This window comes from Paenibacillus antibioticophila, assembly GCF_000455265.1.
Lineage (GTDB): Bacteria > Bacillota > Bacilli > Paenibacillales > Paenibacillaceae > Fontibacillus > Fontibacillus antibioticophila.
Genome location: NZ_HG005141.1, coordinates 477942 through 494253 on the forward strand (window position 1 = coordinate 477942; position 16312 = coordinate 494253).

Consider the following 16312-nt stretch of genomic DNA (forward strand, 5'->3'; position numbering starts at 1 on the left):
AGAGCCTCCGTAATTTATGTTCGTAAAATAAATGGACCTTAGCCGTTCGCTTCGACATTGTGCAGCTTCGAATGGCTTCCGAATCCATACTTCTCAGGAATCAGAATGGACCGCAATACGGACGAGGCGGCGTGACGGATGTTGGCCGGTGCCTTCCCGATCGCTTCCTCCAGTGACATCGGCACCTGTGTCGCACCGACAATGACATCAATGCCAATGCTGTAAATCTCGAAAGCATCTGCGGTAACCCCCCCGGAGATACAGACGACCGGCTTGTTGTATTTCTTCGAAATCTTCGCCACTCCGGCCGGTGTCTTGCCGAATACGGTCTGGGCATCTGTCCGGCCTTCTCCCGTAAAGACCAGGTCCGCATCGCGAACCTCTTCATCAAAGCGGGCTGCTTCCAGCACAATATCGATCCCTCGGGCCATCTTGGCATTCAAGAAAGCCATCAAGCCTGCCCCGAGCCCCCCGGCAGCCCCGGCGCCTGCCGCATTTGCAATGTCGATGCCAAGCTGCTCCTGAATCACCGCTGCAAGATGCTTGAGTCCCTCATCCAGCTTAAGGATCATCTCGGGTGTCGCCCCTTTTTGCGGGCCAAAAATATGGGAAGCCCCGTCAGGCCCGCACAGTGGATTTGTGACATCACTGGCAATCGTGATTTCACATTCTGCAATGGCAGGATGAAGCCTGCTTGTGTCAATCGTGCAAATCCGATGGAGTTCTCTGCCGCCATAGCCGATCTCTTCTCCCAAAGCATCGAGGAACCGTACGCCCAATGCTTGAGCCATGCCCACACCGCCATCGTTCGTAGCACTTCCACCTATACCGACCACAAGCTTTCGAACGCCTGACTCCAGCACCTCCTTAATCACCTGTCCCGTTCCATAGGTCGTGGCTGTCATCGGATTCAGCTGATCCGGCGGCACCAGCATTAGGCCCGAGGCCGAGGCCATTTCGATCACAGCGGAGCGTCCTTCATCAAAAATGCCGTATACAGCGGTCACGGTCCCGCCTTGCGGACCAACCACCTCTAATTGTCTTGCCTCCCCGCGAGTTACGCTAAGGATGGCATCGACAGTTCCTTCCCCACCATCGGCGATTGGAATTTTGCACACCTGTGCTTCGGGCAGCACCTCCAATATGCCTTGCTCCATGCACTCAGCCACTTCTTTGGAGCTGAGACTCCCTTTATAAGAGTCGGGCACGACTAAAATCTTCAATTCTATCACTCCCACCGATCCTCTTTACCTGAAAAACAGCCTGCACTATTTTCTTGACGTGAAATTTTCTGATTGCGCTTTCATATATAGTGCAGACATAACGGCCTCTTCTTGTTAGGCACTGAAGCTAATGGTAACCGCCGCCGGAACCCGACAAGAAGAACGTCGAATTCTCACTCCTGCACAAGCTTCGTAATCAAAAGATGACGATTTGAATAACCTCTATGGCTTAACTATACACTTCCGGCTGCTGCCGGACATTGTTACCCATCCACAATGTTGGGAGCATTTTACGTTCAAAAATTGGACGGTGGCACAACGTCCAGTTCCAGGCGCCGGTCAAACTCTTGGCACGCAAAAAAAGAGAAAAGAGCGCGTATGCGCCCCTTTCTCAAATCGTGATTTATTCCTTTCTTTTCACGGAAATCGGGAATTTCTCCACAAAGATTCGATTCGCCGCTTGCAGCTTGTCAGCATAATCCCGGTAAGCAGAACTTAGGATTTTCATATTAGGGATGAAGATGTCGGCGTAGCCGCTATCCCGCTGAAATTCCAACAGAGCTTGCTGCAGCTTATAGGCGGATGTCGTCTTGTAATGCTCCGAGTTGCGATACTCGTTATAGGCCTGAATCTTCTCCCGATGCTCCTCTATGTAAGCCTCCGGGTCATGAAGGATGATCTGTTGCAGCGAACCGCTGACTTCGGCCATGTCTTCCATTCGCATGAGTGGAAAATGCTGTTCCAGTAATGCATCCATCTCTTCCGGGATCTCTAGGCGGTCTAGAAAATGGATGATGTTCATGCAGGCTTGCTCTTTTTCATCGCTGTCTACAGCTATATCTAAAAAGGGACTGAAATGAATCGACAAATACATCCCGAAGGCGCCGGGAAAAGACAGGACTAATCTCTCCCGAAGGGAAAATATCCGGTTCCGATGATCATGCATCTCTTGCAGTTCCCGATCAATATCATAGTCTTCCGCCAATCGTTCAAGACGCTTCTCTCGTTCGAGCTGTTGCTGATGCTTGAGATGAGCCAAATAGCTGTATTTGGATACCGCGGCGGACTTATTCTTGCTTGCAAGTACATTTCTGATCTCCGGAATGCCCAAGCCCAGGCCTCTTAGCACCGCTATCTCCTTTAAACGGGATAGATCCTGCCCGCTAAAGTTCCTATACCCGTTAGCGTCAATCTCCGGATGGACCAGACCTTGCCTTATATAGTACTCAACCGCCTTTTTAGTAATGAAGCATCTCTCGCATACCTCATGGATCAACATGAAGATCACCTCATGACCATCATAAGCCAGGACCCAAGGGGATAGTCAAATCATTCATCGCTTAGGCTACCTCATGCTTCCGGAAGCCCCGCCATGCAAAGGGAAGAAGCACGATGGCGATAAGAAAAGCAGTCCACCCAATTGCATAGGGCAGCGGTACGTTCAAGCCGGCAACCTCGATTAAATCATATCCGCGGAACCTGCTGTAAACTTCAGTCTGTCGGCCAGGCAGGAGAGCCAGCAGATGATTGAACAGACGATTCTCTCTGCTCTCCGGAATGAAAAGAGGGACAAAGAGAAGCACGATGCTCCATATCATAACCGAAAATGGAGTACGCATTCGGGAGGAGAGCAGCAAAGTAAAACTTACAATAGCAAGACATGCAAGCCAGCCGATCAACGTGGTCAGAAGGAAGGCTCCGAGCACCGTAACAGGATAAGGCGAGAATAAATATCGCGTGTCTATCGTTTGAAGAGGCGAATTCCACCCCGAAGCTCCATAGACGATCATAGACAAAGCGAGGGCCATAAGCCAGGCCAGCAGGAACATGCCGCTTGTGAACAGGAGTGATGCTTTGATTTTTGCCCGGATCAGCTTGCTTCTTCCATATCGGGTCGCCAGGATGATGGCGTCCGCTCCACTCTGGTATTCACCGGAGAAGACCGGGGCTGTGCAGACACTGAGAATAAAGCAGACCGTGAGAAAAAAGAATCCTGAATTTTGGAGAAGCAAGCTCCAACCTCTTGAATAATCGAATTTCATAGGAATGGTAATTTGATCGTTCATCCGCAGGAAGGTTGCCTTTGCGTCCTCCGAATACGAAACGCCGTCAGGGGGATGATTCAGAACCTGTTGAATAGTCCCCGTTCGCTGATCATAGAAAGTGGCCGCTTTCTCGGGAGTAAGCGTATCAACTACATCATAATTATATTCTCCCGCAGGTGAAAAGCCTTTGCGGAGGTAGTTCAGGACCGGAGAGAGGGAATAGACCTTATAGAAGTCTTCATTCGAAATCCCGGAGCCGGCTCCCATCCCAGTCTCTTCGTTCGGATTAACCAATTCATTCAATATCTTCTGATATGTTGACGCGGTTTGAGAAAAGACAGCCGGTGTCAGTTCGCCCTGAAAGCTGCGGGCATAGCTCTTCTCGAGGGCAATCGCTGCGAACCCTTTTACGGTTCCGCTTGCTTCATAAGAGTCCTCCTGAAATGCAGGTACTACCGTACTTAGCAGCGATACAACGAGAAAGCCGATCAACCCGATGAGAGTGGATTTGCGGCTAATGAGCTTGCGCAGCTCGAAACCGGTTAACGTGTTCAAAGTACTCTCTCCTTTCTGTCTGAGGCCTTGGGATCGGATTCATCATGGAAGTGATACAGATACAGATCCTCCAGAGTCGGCGCCGCCTGTACGGCACCAGGTAACGGCGGGGAAGCCGAGATGACGCGCAGCTCCACTTGATCCGAGCCGTGCTTCAGATTGCTGATTAGGAACAGTTGACTGAAGGCCTCCACCTCCCGTTCAGCAATTCGGCACATCCAGACCCGCCCCTCCATATCCCGGGTAAGGTCCTGAGCGGTTCCGCTCATAATGATTTGACCTTTCTTCATGATGAGGATTTGATGGGCGATATGCTCCACATCAGGCACAATATGAGTGGACAGCAAGACGATTTTATTCTTGGCAAGCGCCGCAATCATATTGCGGAACCGGACTCGTTCCTTCGGGTCCAGTCCGGCAGTAGGCTCGTCGAGGACAAGAATAGCGGGATCATTCAGCAGTGCCTGGGCAATACCAAGCCGCTGCTTCATGCCGCCGGAAAAAGTGCGTATTTTTTTTCGCGCAGCTTCTTTAAGCGAGACAAGCTCCAGCAACTCTTCTGAACGTTGATTTGCGGCGCTTGTACTCAGGCCTTTTAACGCAGCGGTATAGTGCATAAATTGACGGGCTGTGAAATCCGGATAATAGCCAAAATCCTGCGGCAAATAGCCGAGCAGATTCCGGTATGCTTCCCCCATGGACACTATGGGTTGCGCATCCAATGCAATATGTCCGGAGCTGGGCGAAAGAATGCCGCAGATCATGCGCATCAACGTCGTTTTGCCAGCTCCATTGGCGCCAAGCAGACCATAAACGCCCGGCTGAAGACGTACGTTTACATTGTCCACGGCAACCGATCTCCCATAACGCTTACTAATCGATTCGATAGTCAGTTCCATCGTAAGGACACTTCCTTCCTGTATTTCATGTTACAAAGTCTCACTACTCCCCAGATGGCGGAAAGTACGGAGCAGGCGTCGCAATTGGACTACGGCAGCGATCAGGGACAATGCAAGTATGAGCATCAGTACCGCAAACGCCGTCCCTTCATCCTGAATTTCATAAAGGTGGCTCCCTCCTGTCGGAGTACGGAACACACCTGCCATTTGAACTGCAAGCAGAAGCAGGGTAAAGATGGAGCAGGCAGACGATTTGTCACGAACACGGGGCTGGTTAAACAGCCATAAGCAGCCTGCTGCCGAGACGGTAAACGGGGTGAAGAGATAAAGCAGCACGTAGCCCAGTTGTTCTCCCCATGCCAGACTCAGACATCCTGCCAAGCCTGCAAGGCCCATAAAATCCGTGATCGCGAAAAGGCACAGCCGGGAAAGCAAAAGATGCTCCAGGGAATAATAAGTACTCATTTCCAGCTCAACCATTCGATAAGCATAAGAACGGGCAAGCAGCCGCATACCGATTAGCACAAGCAGCGGGGAGACCGTGGAAATGACCGCAAGCACCTGCCCATTCCCCAAGAACGAATCCGTCGGAATTTGCAGGGCAAACATTAGTGCCGTAAGAAGAAGTCCTGCATGGCAGAGCCATACCTTCCAGCCGATGTACATCATCTGCCGAAAGAAGAAATTAAGCATCGGGGAGCGTTTGACCATCTCCTCCTTCCGTGTTCTTTCGAGAATAAGAAGTGCGTGTTCGAAGGTCTGCTGCTGCTTCTGCCCGTCAGACATCGGAACAGGGGGAAGCTCCAGCATGGTTATGAGCTCGTCCAGTTTCCTTTTCATTTAGGTCCTCCTCTCTCATTCTCTTCTTCATGACGGCAAGTCCCCGTTCAACCCGGATGCGGGCCTTGTACAGAGGAACGGAAGTGATCGCGGCAATCTCCCGATATCGGAACCCGTAGCTGTAGCGGAGAATGATTGCCTCCTGCAGCTCTGACGGCAGCTCTTGGAGCACCTCAAGCAGTTCCTTCGATTGGAGATGTGCCCCGGCTTCATCCTCTGCCGAGAGAGCGGAGCCAAGCTTGGCCTCCGGAACCTGTTCAATCGGTTCGGGAGGCCTTTCACGAAAGGCATCAGCACACAATCTGCGGGCAATTGTATATAAGTAGGCCCTGCATTTTCCCTTGTCCTTATAACTGGAAAGTGAACGGCAGAAGCGGTAAAACGTATCTTGAGTGAGATCCTCGGCCAATTCGGCTTGTCCGGTCTTCCAATAACAGTAGCGCTTGATGAAGTCATAATGGCGCTCGATCAATCGGTTCAATGCTTCTGCATCCCCGCGAGCGATTCGTTCAAACAGTTCAGCGTCGTCCACGGCTCCCTCTCCTTTCATATGGATTAACAGGGTAAATGCTGATATTTTGCAGACCTAATGTGGCGAATTTGTGAAAAAATAAGCAGGTGAGTGCTGCTTTGAAGAACATACCTGTTATGTGACCACTATGGCTTTTGTTGATCCGGATTAGCTATACTAAAAGTAACATTCTCAATAGGATAGGAGGATTCATCATGAACTATAAACGATTGGGACGCAGCGGACTCGAGGTATCGGCACTGGGGCTCGGGACAAATTCCTTCGGCTCGCGTGCGGATGCTAAAACTTCGGAGCAAATTATCCATGCGGCACTGGATCGAGGTATTAATTTTCTGGACACGGCCAACATTTACTCCGACACGGCCAGCGAGAGCATTATCGGACAAGCCATCCAGAACCGGCGCGATCAAGTTATTCTGGCTACCAAAGCCGGCCTGCCCACAGGAAAAGGGCCTAACGAGCTGGGCTCGTCCCGCCGCCACTTGATGCTTGAGCTGGAGAAGAGCTTGAAGCGTCTCAGAACAGACTATGTGGACCTGTACCAGATCCACACCTTTGATCCAAATACACCATTGGAAGAAACGCTGCGTGTGCTGGATGATATGATTCGTTCGGGAAAAGTAAGATATATCGGGGCATCGAATTATGCAGCCTGGGAGCTGATGAAGGCGCTCGGGATCAGTGATCACCTGGGGCTGAACCGCTTTGTCTCGATGCAGACCAGCTACTCCTTGGCGGATCGGACGCCGGAGCGCGAGGTGATCCCGTTGTGTATCGATCAGGGCCTCGGGATCATTCCTTACTTCCCACTGGCTGGCGGGATTCTAACGGGAAAATATACCTCAGCAACAGAGGGACCGGCCGGTTCCAGATTGGAGAAGAACCCCTCCTTCGCCCAGCGCATCAGCGAGGACAGCTTGACCTTAGGCAGAGAAGTCGGGCGGGTTGCCGCCGAAGCCGGTTGCTCAGCCAGCTCCTTATCCTTGGCATGGCTGATGGAGCAGCCCGTTGTGTCCAGTGTAATCGTGGGCGCTACCCGCGTGGAGCAGGTGGAGGATAATCTCAAGAGCGTGGAGCTTGAGCTGGATAGTACAACAATGGAGCAGCTGGATGAAGCCAGCCGCGCCTTCCGCAATGGAGAGCCGTTCGGTTATTTTCGATTAAATTAAGGGCAACCGAAAACGTTCATCCCGCCCACATTTTTCGCATTTAACAAGAAGGGACTGCCAGAAGTCTGTTTTTCGCTGACTTTCTGGACAGTCCCTTGATGAAATATTTATTTTTAATCCTGAATCTCAATACGCTTCGACTGTGTCGGCTGCCGCTTCGGTACCTCCAGCTTCAGCAATCCATCTTTCAGGGACGCCCGAATGCTATCTTCATCGATGTCCTGCACGTAGAATCTGCGTACATACTCGCCATAGCGCCGTTCCTTATGGACCAATTGTTGATGGTTATCCTCTACGCTGCCATCTTCCTGGTGAACCGCTCGAATTGTCAAGTAAGGAGCTGCATAGTCGATATCGATATCCTCTTTCCGAAAACCGGGCAGCTCGGCCTCCAGCAGATAGGCCTGATCCGTCTCGTGCACATCCGTCTTGAAGGACAGCATCTGAGGTCTCATCGAGGTGAAGAAATCATCGTTAAAGACATCGTTAAATGCCTTCGCCAACGGACCCCATGCATCCTCTCTGCGTCTTCCGAATGGAACCAAATCAAACATCACACATTCCCCTTTCTTTGATCTTATTTGACCTTACGCTTTTATTATAGGACTCTGCCATTAATCTTGACAAAAAGCATCTAGGACCGCATAAAGCCATTATCTGCCGTCTTTGGTGGTTTTCCTTCATCGGGAACGGTTTTTCTGTTTGTTTGACCTTTTCTGACCTTTTATCGGGAACGCGAGAATATTCAATAGGTGAGCGCCCCATATTATGACCTTTCTAATAGACATTGTGACAATTCTTATAATGCCTATTCAATAAATCATGCTAACATAAGTCAGCACAACATTGTGAAATAAAACACAAATGGGGGCGTTATTTAGTGAAAAAGAGATTATTCGCAATCCTAATGGTTGGACTTATCATGCTGCTCGTCGTCGGTTGCAACCAGGAGAAGCCGGACACAGAAGGGGCTGCAGCAGCCGGCAAATTTACACCTGGTACTTACGAGGGCGTCTCAAAGGGACATGGCGGGGAGATTAAAGCTACGGTAACCGTATCCGCAGACAAGATCGAATCCATTGAAATTACAGCCGATGGCGAAACCGGCAGCATCGGAGACGGAGCCGTTGCACAGCTGACGGCTGACATTATCAACACCCAAAGCTTGGCCGTCGATGCAGTATCGGGAGCCAGCGAATCCAGTGCCGGTATTATTGAGGCAGTCTCCCTTGCCTTGGAAAAAGCCGGCGCAAATATTGCCGACCTGAAGGATCCGGCTAATAAGCTGATCGTTGAGCAAACGAAGCAAGAGGATCTTAATGTCGATATCGTCATTGTTGGCTCGGGAGGAGCAGGTCTCTCCGCTGCCATTGAAGCCAAGGAAGCGGGCAAATCGGTCGTTATCCTTGAACAAATGCCGATCACCGGAGGCAATACCAACCGTGCTACCGGCGGTCTTAACGCAGCCGAAACAACGATCCAGGAAGAGAACGGCATTAAGGATTCTAAGCAGACATTCTATGAAGACACATTGAAAGGCGGGCATGACATTAATGATCCGGAATTGCTTCGCACCCTGGTCGATCATGCGCCTGATGCAATTTATTGGCTGAATGATATGGGCGCAGGCATTTCCAGAGTTTCTTTATCAGGCGGGGCAACGAATCCAAGAATTCATACTCCGGCTGACGGATCTGCGATTGGTCCGGTCGTGGTTAATGTTCTGTCACAGAAATTAAAAGAGCTTGAGGTTGATATTCTGCTCAACTCGAAAGCTGTGAAGCTTATTGAACAAGACGGCGCTGTCGTAGGCGTTGAGGCTATCGATAAAAATGAAAATCCGTTCAAGGTAAATGCCAAAGCGGTTATTCTCGCTACGGGCGGCTTTGGAGCCAACAGTGAAATGGTAGTGCAATATCGTCCTGAGTTGGAAGGCTTCTCTACAACGAACCATGCCGGAGCAACCGGCTCAGGGATCGTCATGGCTCAAGAGGTTGGCGCAGATTTGATGCAAATCGAGCAAATTCAAATTCACCCGACCACTGATCCTGAATCAGGCTATATGTTCACAGAAGGGCTTCGCGGCGATGGCGCTATCCTCGTGAATAAAGAAGGCAAGCGATTTACAAATGAACTGCTCACACGTGACGTTGTATCGCAAAATATTCTGAAGCAGACAGATAAAATGGCCTACTTGATCACAAACCAGGAGATGGTTGACGAAAATGCTTCCTTGGCCAAATATATCAAAGAAGGCTACGCAACCAAGGGAGATGACCTTTCCCTGCTGGCAAGCGAGTTGGGAATCGATGCAGCTGCCCTGGAAGCCACATTGAAGACCTACACCCAATATGTTAAAGACGGGAAGGATACCGAATTCGAGCGTGTCCACTTGACTCAATCTCTTGAAGCAGGCCCTTACTACGCCATCCCTGTCACCCCAGGCATTCACCATACGATGGGTGGCGTGAAGATCGATACGAAAACTCACGTCCTAAAACCGGATGGACAAACGATCGCCGGACTGTATGCAGCCGGTGAAATCGCTGGCGGCGTCCATGGCGGCAACCGCATCGGTGGTAATGCCGTAGCCGACATCATCGTCTTCGGACGTATCGCAGGTCAAACTGCAGCGGCAGAATTGAAATAGCACAGAGGATATAACAGAGGCCCGCTTCACAAAATGGTTGCTTCCATTTTGTGAGGCGGGCCTCTCCGCTCCTCCATTTATAACTTTCTAGCCTTAATCACAAATGTGACGGGAAGCATCTTCGCCTTTTTTGAGAACTCGTTCTCGCCTTGCGCCTGTATGATTTCCTCATCCGATTCCTCGATCATTTCCTCAATAGCAAAGCCTGCTTTCGCCAACGCATTTACATAGGTTGATAGTTTTCGGTCTGATAATGACAGTGAGCCTCCATCCAGCGATACCGAATACCAGGATTCATCGAAATAACATTTTTTAAAGACAAGGATGTCGTCCTCCGCAGTAACGCATTTGTGTATGGGATGAGACCAGCTGAAGATGAAAGCTCCTCCCTCCTTAAGGTAGGAAGCGATCCGTCGAAAAGTTCCCTCCAGGTCGGTGGTCCAGCCTATGCCGTATACGGAATACACCACATCGAAATAATCGGTCGGTATGCCGCATTCTTCTTCCATAGCCGCACAGAACAATGCCGCTGAGTGACCTGATGCCTCCAGATGCTGCCTAGCTTTTTGTAGTTGCTGTTCCGAGATGTCAACCCCCCACAGCTCCGCCGCCTTCCGATCACCGAGATACTGCAAGGAATGGCCTGTCCCGCAGCCGATCTCCAGCACCCGCTTTCCTGATATATCACCGAATAGCTGACATTTTTCTTCCGAAATATAAGCTCCATATAGCGGTAGTGCTGTTGTTCCTATAACCTCATTCCCTTTTGTGTCCCAAAAGAAGCTGTTGACTTTATGAATTTCTTTCTGGTCCAAATCCACCGAAATGGCGAAGCCGACCTCCCCGCCGCCGATAATGCTTGTGCGATTCCCCGTTTTTTTATCCATGCCTAAGCCCTCCATTAATATAAGCTTGAAGGTTAGACGCGGAAACGACTTAAGAATCAGCTTCTTGTCACGAGCCAAGGATGGCGAGATTCCGTGTAATTGTCTAAAGGCCCTGGAAAAAGCAGCTTGCGATTCATAACCGTAACGCAGAGCAATATCCATGATTTTGTCGCCGCTTCGAACATCTGCCGCTGCCATGGTTAATCTCCTGCGACGAATATATTCGGATAAAGGGATCTGGGCTATGAAAGAAAAAACTCGCCGAAACTCCCAGTCAGAGCAGTTCATAAATTGTGCGGCAGTAGAATAATCAATCTCGGAGGACAGGTTGTTCTCTATATATTCAACGGCCTGGTTCATGCACTTCTGCCAATCCATAACGTCACCTCCTACGGTTACCTTCGCTGTAATTATATCTGCTCGTCCGAGGACAAGCTTTGCATTCGGTGCATTTAAATGCAAAATGAAGCTCAATATCCCCTTCTTCATTCGCCCATCTACTTTGACGGTGACTAAAATCAGACCGCTTAGGAAATCTTAACTGCAAGACTTTTAATTCCATTATGGGGTGAATATTCCTTGATGTCATCACTGAAGTCGTTTATACCCAGCTGGCATATCTGGGTTCTTGCGGTTGTGGCCTTCCTGGTCCCATTTCTTCTTAGTAAAATATTTGCCCGTGTACATGCCTATGTTAAAAGCGGCGGTACTTTTAAGTCTGCTTCGGCCCGCACTTCCGTTCTATCCCCTGACTCGTCTTCTGCTGCAGCAACACCTTTTGACGGAGATTATGCCGCAGATGTACGTTCCGTTATGGATGTCATAGGCAAGAATAGCGACTTAACTGTCAGGGAATTTCCGTTGTCCAGGTTTGACGCCAAGGGCACCCTGTTCTATGTAAACGGGATGCAGCGGGAAAGGGAGCTCAATATGCGCACCCTTGAGTTCTTCATGTTTGAAGCCACGCGCGAAATGCTCGCCAGTCCGCCCAATGTCAAGGGACTTCTCCCTTTCTACAACCTTAAAGAATCAGCGGATGTAAGAGAGTTCAGCCGGCTCGTCCTGTTCGGATATGCCGGACTCATCATTGAAGGGGTCCCCTGCGGCTTATTGATTCAGAGCCCCAACACGAGTAATCGCGCTATCGTCGAGCCTTTGTCCGAGGCCCTGCTGCGCGGCCCGCGTATTGGTTTTACGGAGGTGCTCAGCGAAAACACTTCGATGCTTCGCCGCCAAGGCTTTAGCGATCAGCTGGAGATGAAGAGCTACATCATCGGCAATACGTTGCCCAAGGAGGTGGTTATCGCCTACTTTAAAGACATTGTAAACGCTGATCTTCTGAAGGAGGTCGAAGCACGTATAAGCAATATCAATATCGATTTTCTCGCAGATTCAGGATACATTGAGCAGCTTATTGAGGATAACTACTTAAGCCCTTTTCAACAGCTCCAAAATACCGAACGGCCTGACCGTGTTATCAATGGGCTTTTGGAGGGAAGGGTAGCGATTCTGCAGGACGGAAGCCCCTTTGCGCTGATTGCTCCGGCCACCTTCAGCATGCTGCTTCAATCCCCGGAGGACTATTATGAGCGTTGGATTCCAAGTTCGTTTCTGCGGATACTCCGCTTTTTCGCTGCTTTTTTATCCCTATTGGCACCTTCCATCTATATTTCATTTATCTCCTTCCACCCCGGACTAATTCCGACAGAACTGGTGCTATCCATTATCGAGACAAGGCAGGGAGTGCCTTTTCCGTCATTAATTGAAGTGCTGGTCCTGGAACTGTCTATCGAAATCCTGCGCGAAGCAGGGATTCGACTGCCGAAGCCGATCGGACCGGCGATGGGGATCGTAGGAGGTATTATTGTTGGAGACGCAGCCGTCCAAGCTGGCATTGTCAGTCCGATCCTTGTCATCGTGGTGGCAGTGACCGCAATCTCCTCCTTCTCGATGCCGTCTTACAGCGCCGGGATTACCTTGCGGCTATTACGCTTTTTCGGGATGGTCTTCGCCGCCATCCTGGGCATGTTCGGAACCATCCTGTTCTTTCTGCTGTTGTGCAGTCATCTCTCTCGGCTCAAGAGCTTCGGTGTCTCCTATCTGACCCCGGTCTCTCCTTACCGGCTGCAGGATTGGAAGGATCTGTTTATTCGTGCTCCGATCTCTTTAATGAAGAAACGACCCGCTATGATGAAAACGCGGCAGGAGCGTCGCCAAACTTAATTGTGTCAGGAGGCCATTAACGTGTTCAATCGCACAGACGATAAAATAACGTCTTCCCAAGCTGCTGTATTCCTGACCAATACGCTCCTGGGGGCAGGGATTCTGTCCCTTCCCCGAAATGTCACCCAGGCGATGGAAACCCCGGATGCCTGGCTAACCATTCTGCTGGGGGGAGCTGCAATGCTGGGCATTGTTCTTCTTATGGTGAAGCTATGCCTGCATTTCCCCGGGCAGACGGTCTTTCAATATGCTGGCAAAATCATTGGCAAGATTCCCGGCAAGCTGGTGGGGATGCTCCTGATTCTGTATTTCATCGTCGTTGCCGGGTTTGAGATCCGGACGCTGGCAGAGGTGACGACGTTCTTCCTCCTTGAGGGAACCCCCTCTGAGGCCATTGTGCTTCCCTTTATTTGGGCTGGGGTTTACCTCGTATTGGGAGGGATCAATTCCATTGCAAGAGTGTTCCAGATTGTTCTTCCGATCTCAATCCTTGTCTTGCTCGTGTCATTTGGTGTGAGTCTCCGTCTGTTTGACATTAACCATCTTCGCCCGGTTCTCGGTTCGGGATTTCTGCCTATTCTGCGCGGAATGAAGACGGCCATTCTCATCTATGCCGGATGTGAAGTCATTTTGACACTGACAGCTTTTCTTCAGGAGCCTAAGCAGGCGGTCAAGGCTATGCTGGGGGGCATCGCTATTCCCATCTTCCTGTATCTGCTGACTGTGGTGTTTGTCATCGGCTGCCTCAGCGTGGATAGCGTGGTAACCAGCACTTGGCCCACCATTGATCTTGTCCGCAGCTTTGAGATCACCGGTTTTTTCATCGAGCGGCTGGAATTCCCTTTCATGGTTATCTGGCTGATGCAGATGTTCTGTAATTTTAGCAGTTTTTTCTTTCAAGCCTCGCTCGGAATATCCCAGATTTTTAATGTTCGGTTGAAACCTGTCATTTTCTTACTGGCCCCTGCTATCTTTATTGCTACTATGCTCCCGAGAAGCTTGCAGGATGTATTTACACTTGGAGATAGCATCGGCTATATCGGACTGGGAATGTTCTTCCTGTTGCCGCTGCTGCTCACTTTAATCTGGATGATACGCAAGAAAGGAACGAAAGGTCATGCTTAAAAGTCTCCGCAAGCTTACAGGTATTCTCTGTGTGCTCTTGTTGCTGTCAGGCTGCTGGAGCAGCACGGAGATTGAGGACCTGGCTCTTTATCTTGGATTATCACTGGATGCGGGTAAGCCGGCGCCTAAGGAAAAAGATTTGGAACGTAAAGGAGCCAGGTACCCCAAGCAGGATAAACTCTTGGTAACGATTCAAGTTGTTCCTGCTGTGGGCGTAGCTTCTAATGAGGACAAGTCTCTGGAGAAGAGTTCCCCCTTCTTCAACATCTCCGGGAGCGGGGATTCGATTCTGCAAATATTCCGCCAGTTCTCAATTCGTCTGGACCGCCCTATTATTGGGCATCACCTCAAAGTAATCGTTATATCGGCGGATCTTTTGAAGAAGCAAAGTGCCGAGCAATTGACCGATTTCCTTCTTCGGGACAACGATATTCGTCCCAGCTGCATTGTACTTGTCAGTGAAGGAGAGGCCATGGATGTATTGGTCGGCACTCCAAACAAAGAGATTCCTGCAGTCTCTCTTATCGGCATGTCGCGCAACCGTTCCCGAACGAGTAAAGTCATGCGCCCTGTTACGCTGGCCAGGCTGGATGCGATGATTCATTCGAGAAAGAGCTTTGTTCTGCAAAGGCTGATCACAGCTGGCAAGGAGACACTCTTCTCCGGTGCGGAAATCATTAAAGGCTCCATAGGACAATCCATTGGGTCATTGGGAGAAGATGATACCATGTGCCTGACTTGGCTCCGAGGCGAAGGGGATAGAGGAGTCATTAAAGTGAACGACTCAAAGGGCGAGCCGCTGGTCTTTGAAATGAAATCATTAAAGAGCAAAATTACACCCCATGTAGAAGGGGAAGAAATATCCTTTGATGTAAAAATTACAACGACAGGAAGAATCATTGAGACGTGGAGCAAAGGGGATACCTCAACCACCCAGGAGTACGCAGACGAGGCAAGCAAAATTTTTGAGGAAGAGCTTATTCGAATGATGACACAGCTGATCCACAAGCTGCAGGATACTTACGCTGCGGATGTTGCGGGCTTTGGAGATCAGCTAGCCATCAAGTACCCCTCGGTCTGGAAAAAGGTAAAGGACGACTGGGATGAAAGATTCAGCCAGTCCAAAATTTCGATATCCTACAAACTGAGCATTACAGACTTTGGGTCTTTTTCCGAGAAAAAGTAACCTGTGTTATTCTTTAAGCTAATGGCTCGTTGTCGGAGAATAAATCCGGGTTATCCAGAAGCATCTCGGTAATTACCTTGGTCACTGCTTCAGCATCGCAGATTCGCGTGACTGCATCACCAAGCTGTCCTATCTTCATGGCCCCGCGCTCCAGCAGAACATCCTCCACCTTCCAGAAATGCTCGGACCAGGGCAGTCCGGAATGTCTGCGGGAAGGCACCGAGATTTCTGTTCCGTCAGGCAAGACCGTGATCAGCATTTCATGATCATCCGTCATTCTGCCGGGAATGTCGACCCATTCCTCCACGCCATGAATAAAGGTGTTACGCCTAAGATCAACCCCGACAAGCATAATGGCAGCCTTGCGGTCCAACAGCTTGCCCCATGCAGATCCCCGGGCACAAGGGGTATCGAACCGGTGGTCTCCGCTGGTGAATTCCTCGGCATCCCGTCCTAAAGCTGCCACAGAATGCGTCGGATGCCATGAGCGAATTACGCCCGGGCGCTGCCGGAACAGCTCCGGCAAGATCCCGACACAGCATGGCGAACGATCCACATAAAACCGCGGGTTGTCTGCATTAATCGTAGACCATGTGTGGGTCGGCAGCACAAGCAGGCCGTCCGCCATATGGGAAGCAAGGGCATCTAGTACGGTATCTGCGCCGCCAGCTACCTCACCGATACTCTTCATAGAAGAATGAACCAGCAACGTTCCATTGGACTGGATACCTGACTGCTCTAATTGCTTCATCAAGCTTTCTTGGGTGTGCAATTCCTTCTCTCCTTTTTAAGAGGTTGTTCAAAAAGTCACCTTTTGATCACGAAACGCCTGCTTAACACCCTCAGCGCGTCGAAGGACCTCCCTCGTGAAACGGACGAAAGTGTCCAAAGTTAGGGGGTTAGGAGGTTGAACCGGTTGCTGGCAGGTCTCAGCGGCTTACATCGCCTTTCGGTACTCTAACGGACATTTTGGATTGT

The 16312-nt window shown here is 50.2% G+C and carries 14 protein-coding genes and 1 pseudogene; 5 read left to right on the forward strand and 10 right to left on the reverse strand.

All coding sequences use genetic code 11. From position 1 onward, the window contains the following. Positions 1-38: 38 nt before the first annotated feature. From TX85_RS19205 to TX85_RS19230, 6 genes are all read right to left on the reverse strand, one after another. Entirely contained in the window at positions 39-1223 is a 1185-nt protein-coding gene (locus TX85_RS19205) for a glycerate kinase (RefSeq protein ID WP_081671822.1), read from the reverse strand. A 403-nt stretch (positions 1224-1626) separates the two neighbouring features. Beyond that, positions 1627-2502, reverse strand: a complete 876-nt coding sequence (locus TX85_RS19210) for a MerR family transcriptional regulator (RefSeq protein ID WP_044481355.1) — start codon at positions 2500-2502, stop codon at positions 1627-1629. Positions 2503-2563: 61 nt separating this feature from the next. Continuing rightward, positions 2564-3823, reverse strand: coding sequence for an ABC transporter permease subunit (locus TX85_RS19215; protein WP_044481356.1), 1260 nt, complete (start codon positions 3821-3823; stop codon positions 2564-2566). Next, a complete protein-coding gene (locus TX85_RS19220; protein WP_044481357.1) occupies positions 3820-4722 on the reverse strand; it encodes an ABC transporter ATP-binding protein in 903 nt (300 codons plus the stop codon). Before TX85_RS19220 ends, TX85_RS19215 begins: the two co-directional genes overlap by 4 nt. A gap of 30 nt (positions 4723-4752) precedes the next feature. Continuing rightward, on the reverse strand, positions 4753-5562 hold the full coding sequence (locus TX85_RS19225; RefSeq protein WP_044481358.1) for a hypothetical protein: 810 nt from the start codon (positions 5560-5562) through the stop codon (positions 4753-4755). Beyond that, the gene (locus TX85_RS19230; protein ID WP_049895082.1) at positions 5501-6094 is read right to left on the reverse strand and encodes an RNA polymerase sigma factor; all 594 of its coding nucleotides are present in this window, start codon (positions 6092-6094) and stop codon (positions 5501-5503) included. The genes TX85_RS19225 and TX85_RS19230 overlap by 62 nt, the downstream gene beginning before the upstream one ends. Positions 6095-6288: 194 nt before the next feature. Between TX85_RS19230 and TX85_RS19235 the strand changes: the two genes are divergently transcribed. Further along, positions 6289-7263 (forward strand): aldo/keto reductase, encoded by a 975-nt coding sequence (locus tag TX85_RS19235; RefSeq protein ID WP_044481360.1) that lies wholly within the window; start codon positions 6289-6291, stop codon positions 7261-7263. A gap of 113 nt (positions 7264-7376) precedes the next feature. Here the strand turns inward: TX85_RS19235 and TX85_RS19240 are convergent, their stop codons facing one another. Continuing rightward, a complete protein-coding gene (locus tag TX85_RS19240) occupies positions 7377-7817 on the reverse strand; it encodes an Hsp20/alpha crystallin family protein (RefSeq protein ID WP_044481361.1) in 441 nt (146 codons plus the stop codon). A gap of 326 nt (positions 7818-8143) precedes the next feature. Between TX85_RS19240 and TX85_RS19245 the strand changes: the two genes are divergently transcribed. Then, positions 8144-9913: a flavocytochrome c gene (locus TX85_RS19245; protein ID WP_044481362.1), complete on the forward strand. Its 1770-nt coding sequence runs from the start codon at positions 8144-8146 to the stop codon at positions 9911-9913. 77 nt (positions 9914-9990) lie between these two features. Here the strand turns inward: TX85_RS19245 and TX85_RS19250 are convergent, their stop codons facing one another. Further along, positions 9991-10800, reverse strand: a complete 810-nt coding sequence (locus tag TX85_RS19250; RefSeq protein ID WP_233500813.1) for a class I SAM-dependent methyltransferase — start codon at positions 10798-10800, stop codon at positions 9991-9993. Between the two features lie 81 nt (positions 10801-10881). Then, a pseudogene (locus TX85_RS28090) lies at positions 10882-11289 on the reverse strand (helix-turn-helix transcriptional regulator); the annotation flags it as partial. A 93-nt stretch (positions 11290-11382) separates the two neighbouring features. On the opposite strand from TX85_RS28090, the gene TX85_RS19255 reads away from it, so the two are divergent. The 3 genes from TX85_RS19255 to TX85_RS19265 are packed head-to-tail and all read left to right on the forward strand — an operon-like array spanning position 11383 to position 15334. Further along, a complete protein-coding gene (locus TX85_RS19255) occupies positions 11383-13023 on the forward strand; it encodes a spore germination protein (RefSeq protein ID WP_081671810.1) in 1641 nt (546 codons plus the stop codon). 21 nt (positions 13024-13044) lie between these two features. After that, positions 13045-14148 carry a GerAB/ArcD/ProY family transporter gene (locus TX85_RS19260; protein WP_044481366.1) on the forward strand — a complete coding sequence of 368 codons (1104 nt, stop codon included), beginning with the start codon at positions 13045-13047 and terminating at the stop codon, positions 14146-14148. Then, positions 14141-15334, forward strand: a complete 1194-nt coding sequence (locus TX85_RS19265) for a Ger(x)C family spore germination protein (RefSeq protein WP_044481367.1) — start codon at positions 14141-14143, stop codon at positions 15332-15334. Before TX85_RS19260 ends, TX85_RS19265 begins: the two co-directional genes overlap by 8 nt. Positions 15335-15347: 13 nt before the next feature. Here TX85_RS19265 and TX85_RS19270 read toward each other — a convergent pair whose 3' ends face one another. Beyond that, complete coding sequence (locus tag TX85_RS19270) at positions 15348-16106, reverse strand: AAC(3) family N-acetyltransferase (RefSeq protein WP_044481369.1); 759 nt, start codon at positions 16104-16106, stop codon at positions 15348-15350. Between the last annotated feature and the right edge of the window lie 206 nt (positions 16107-16312).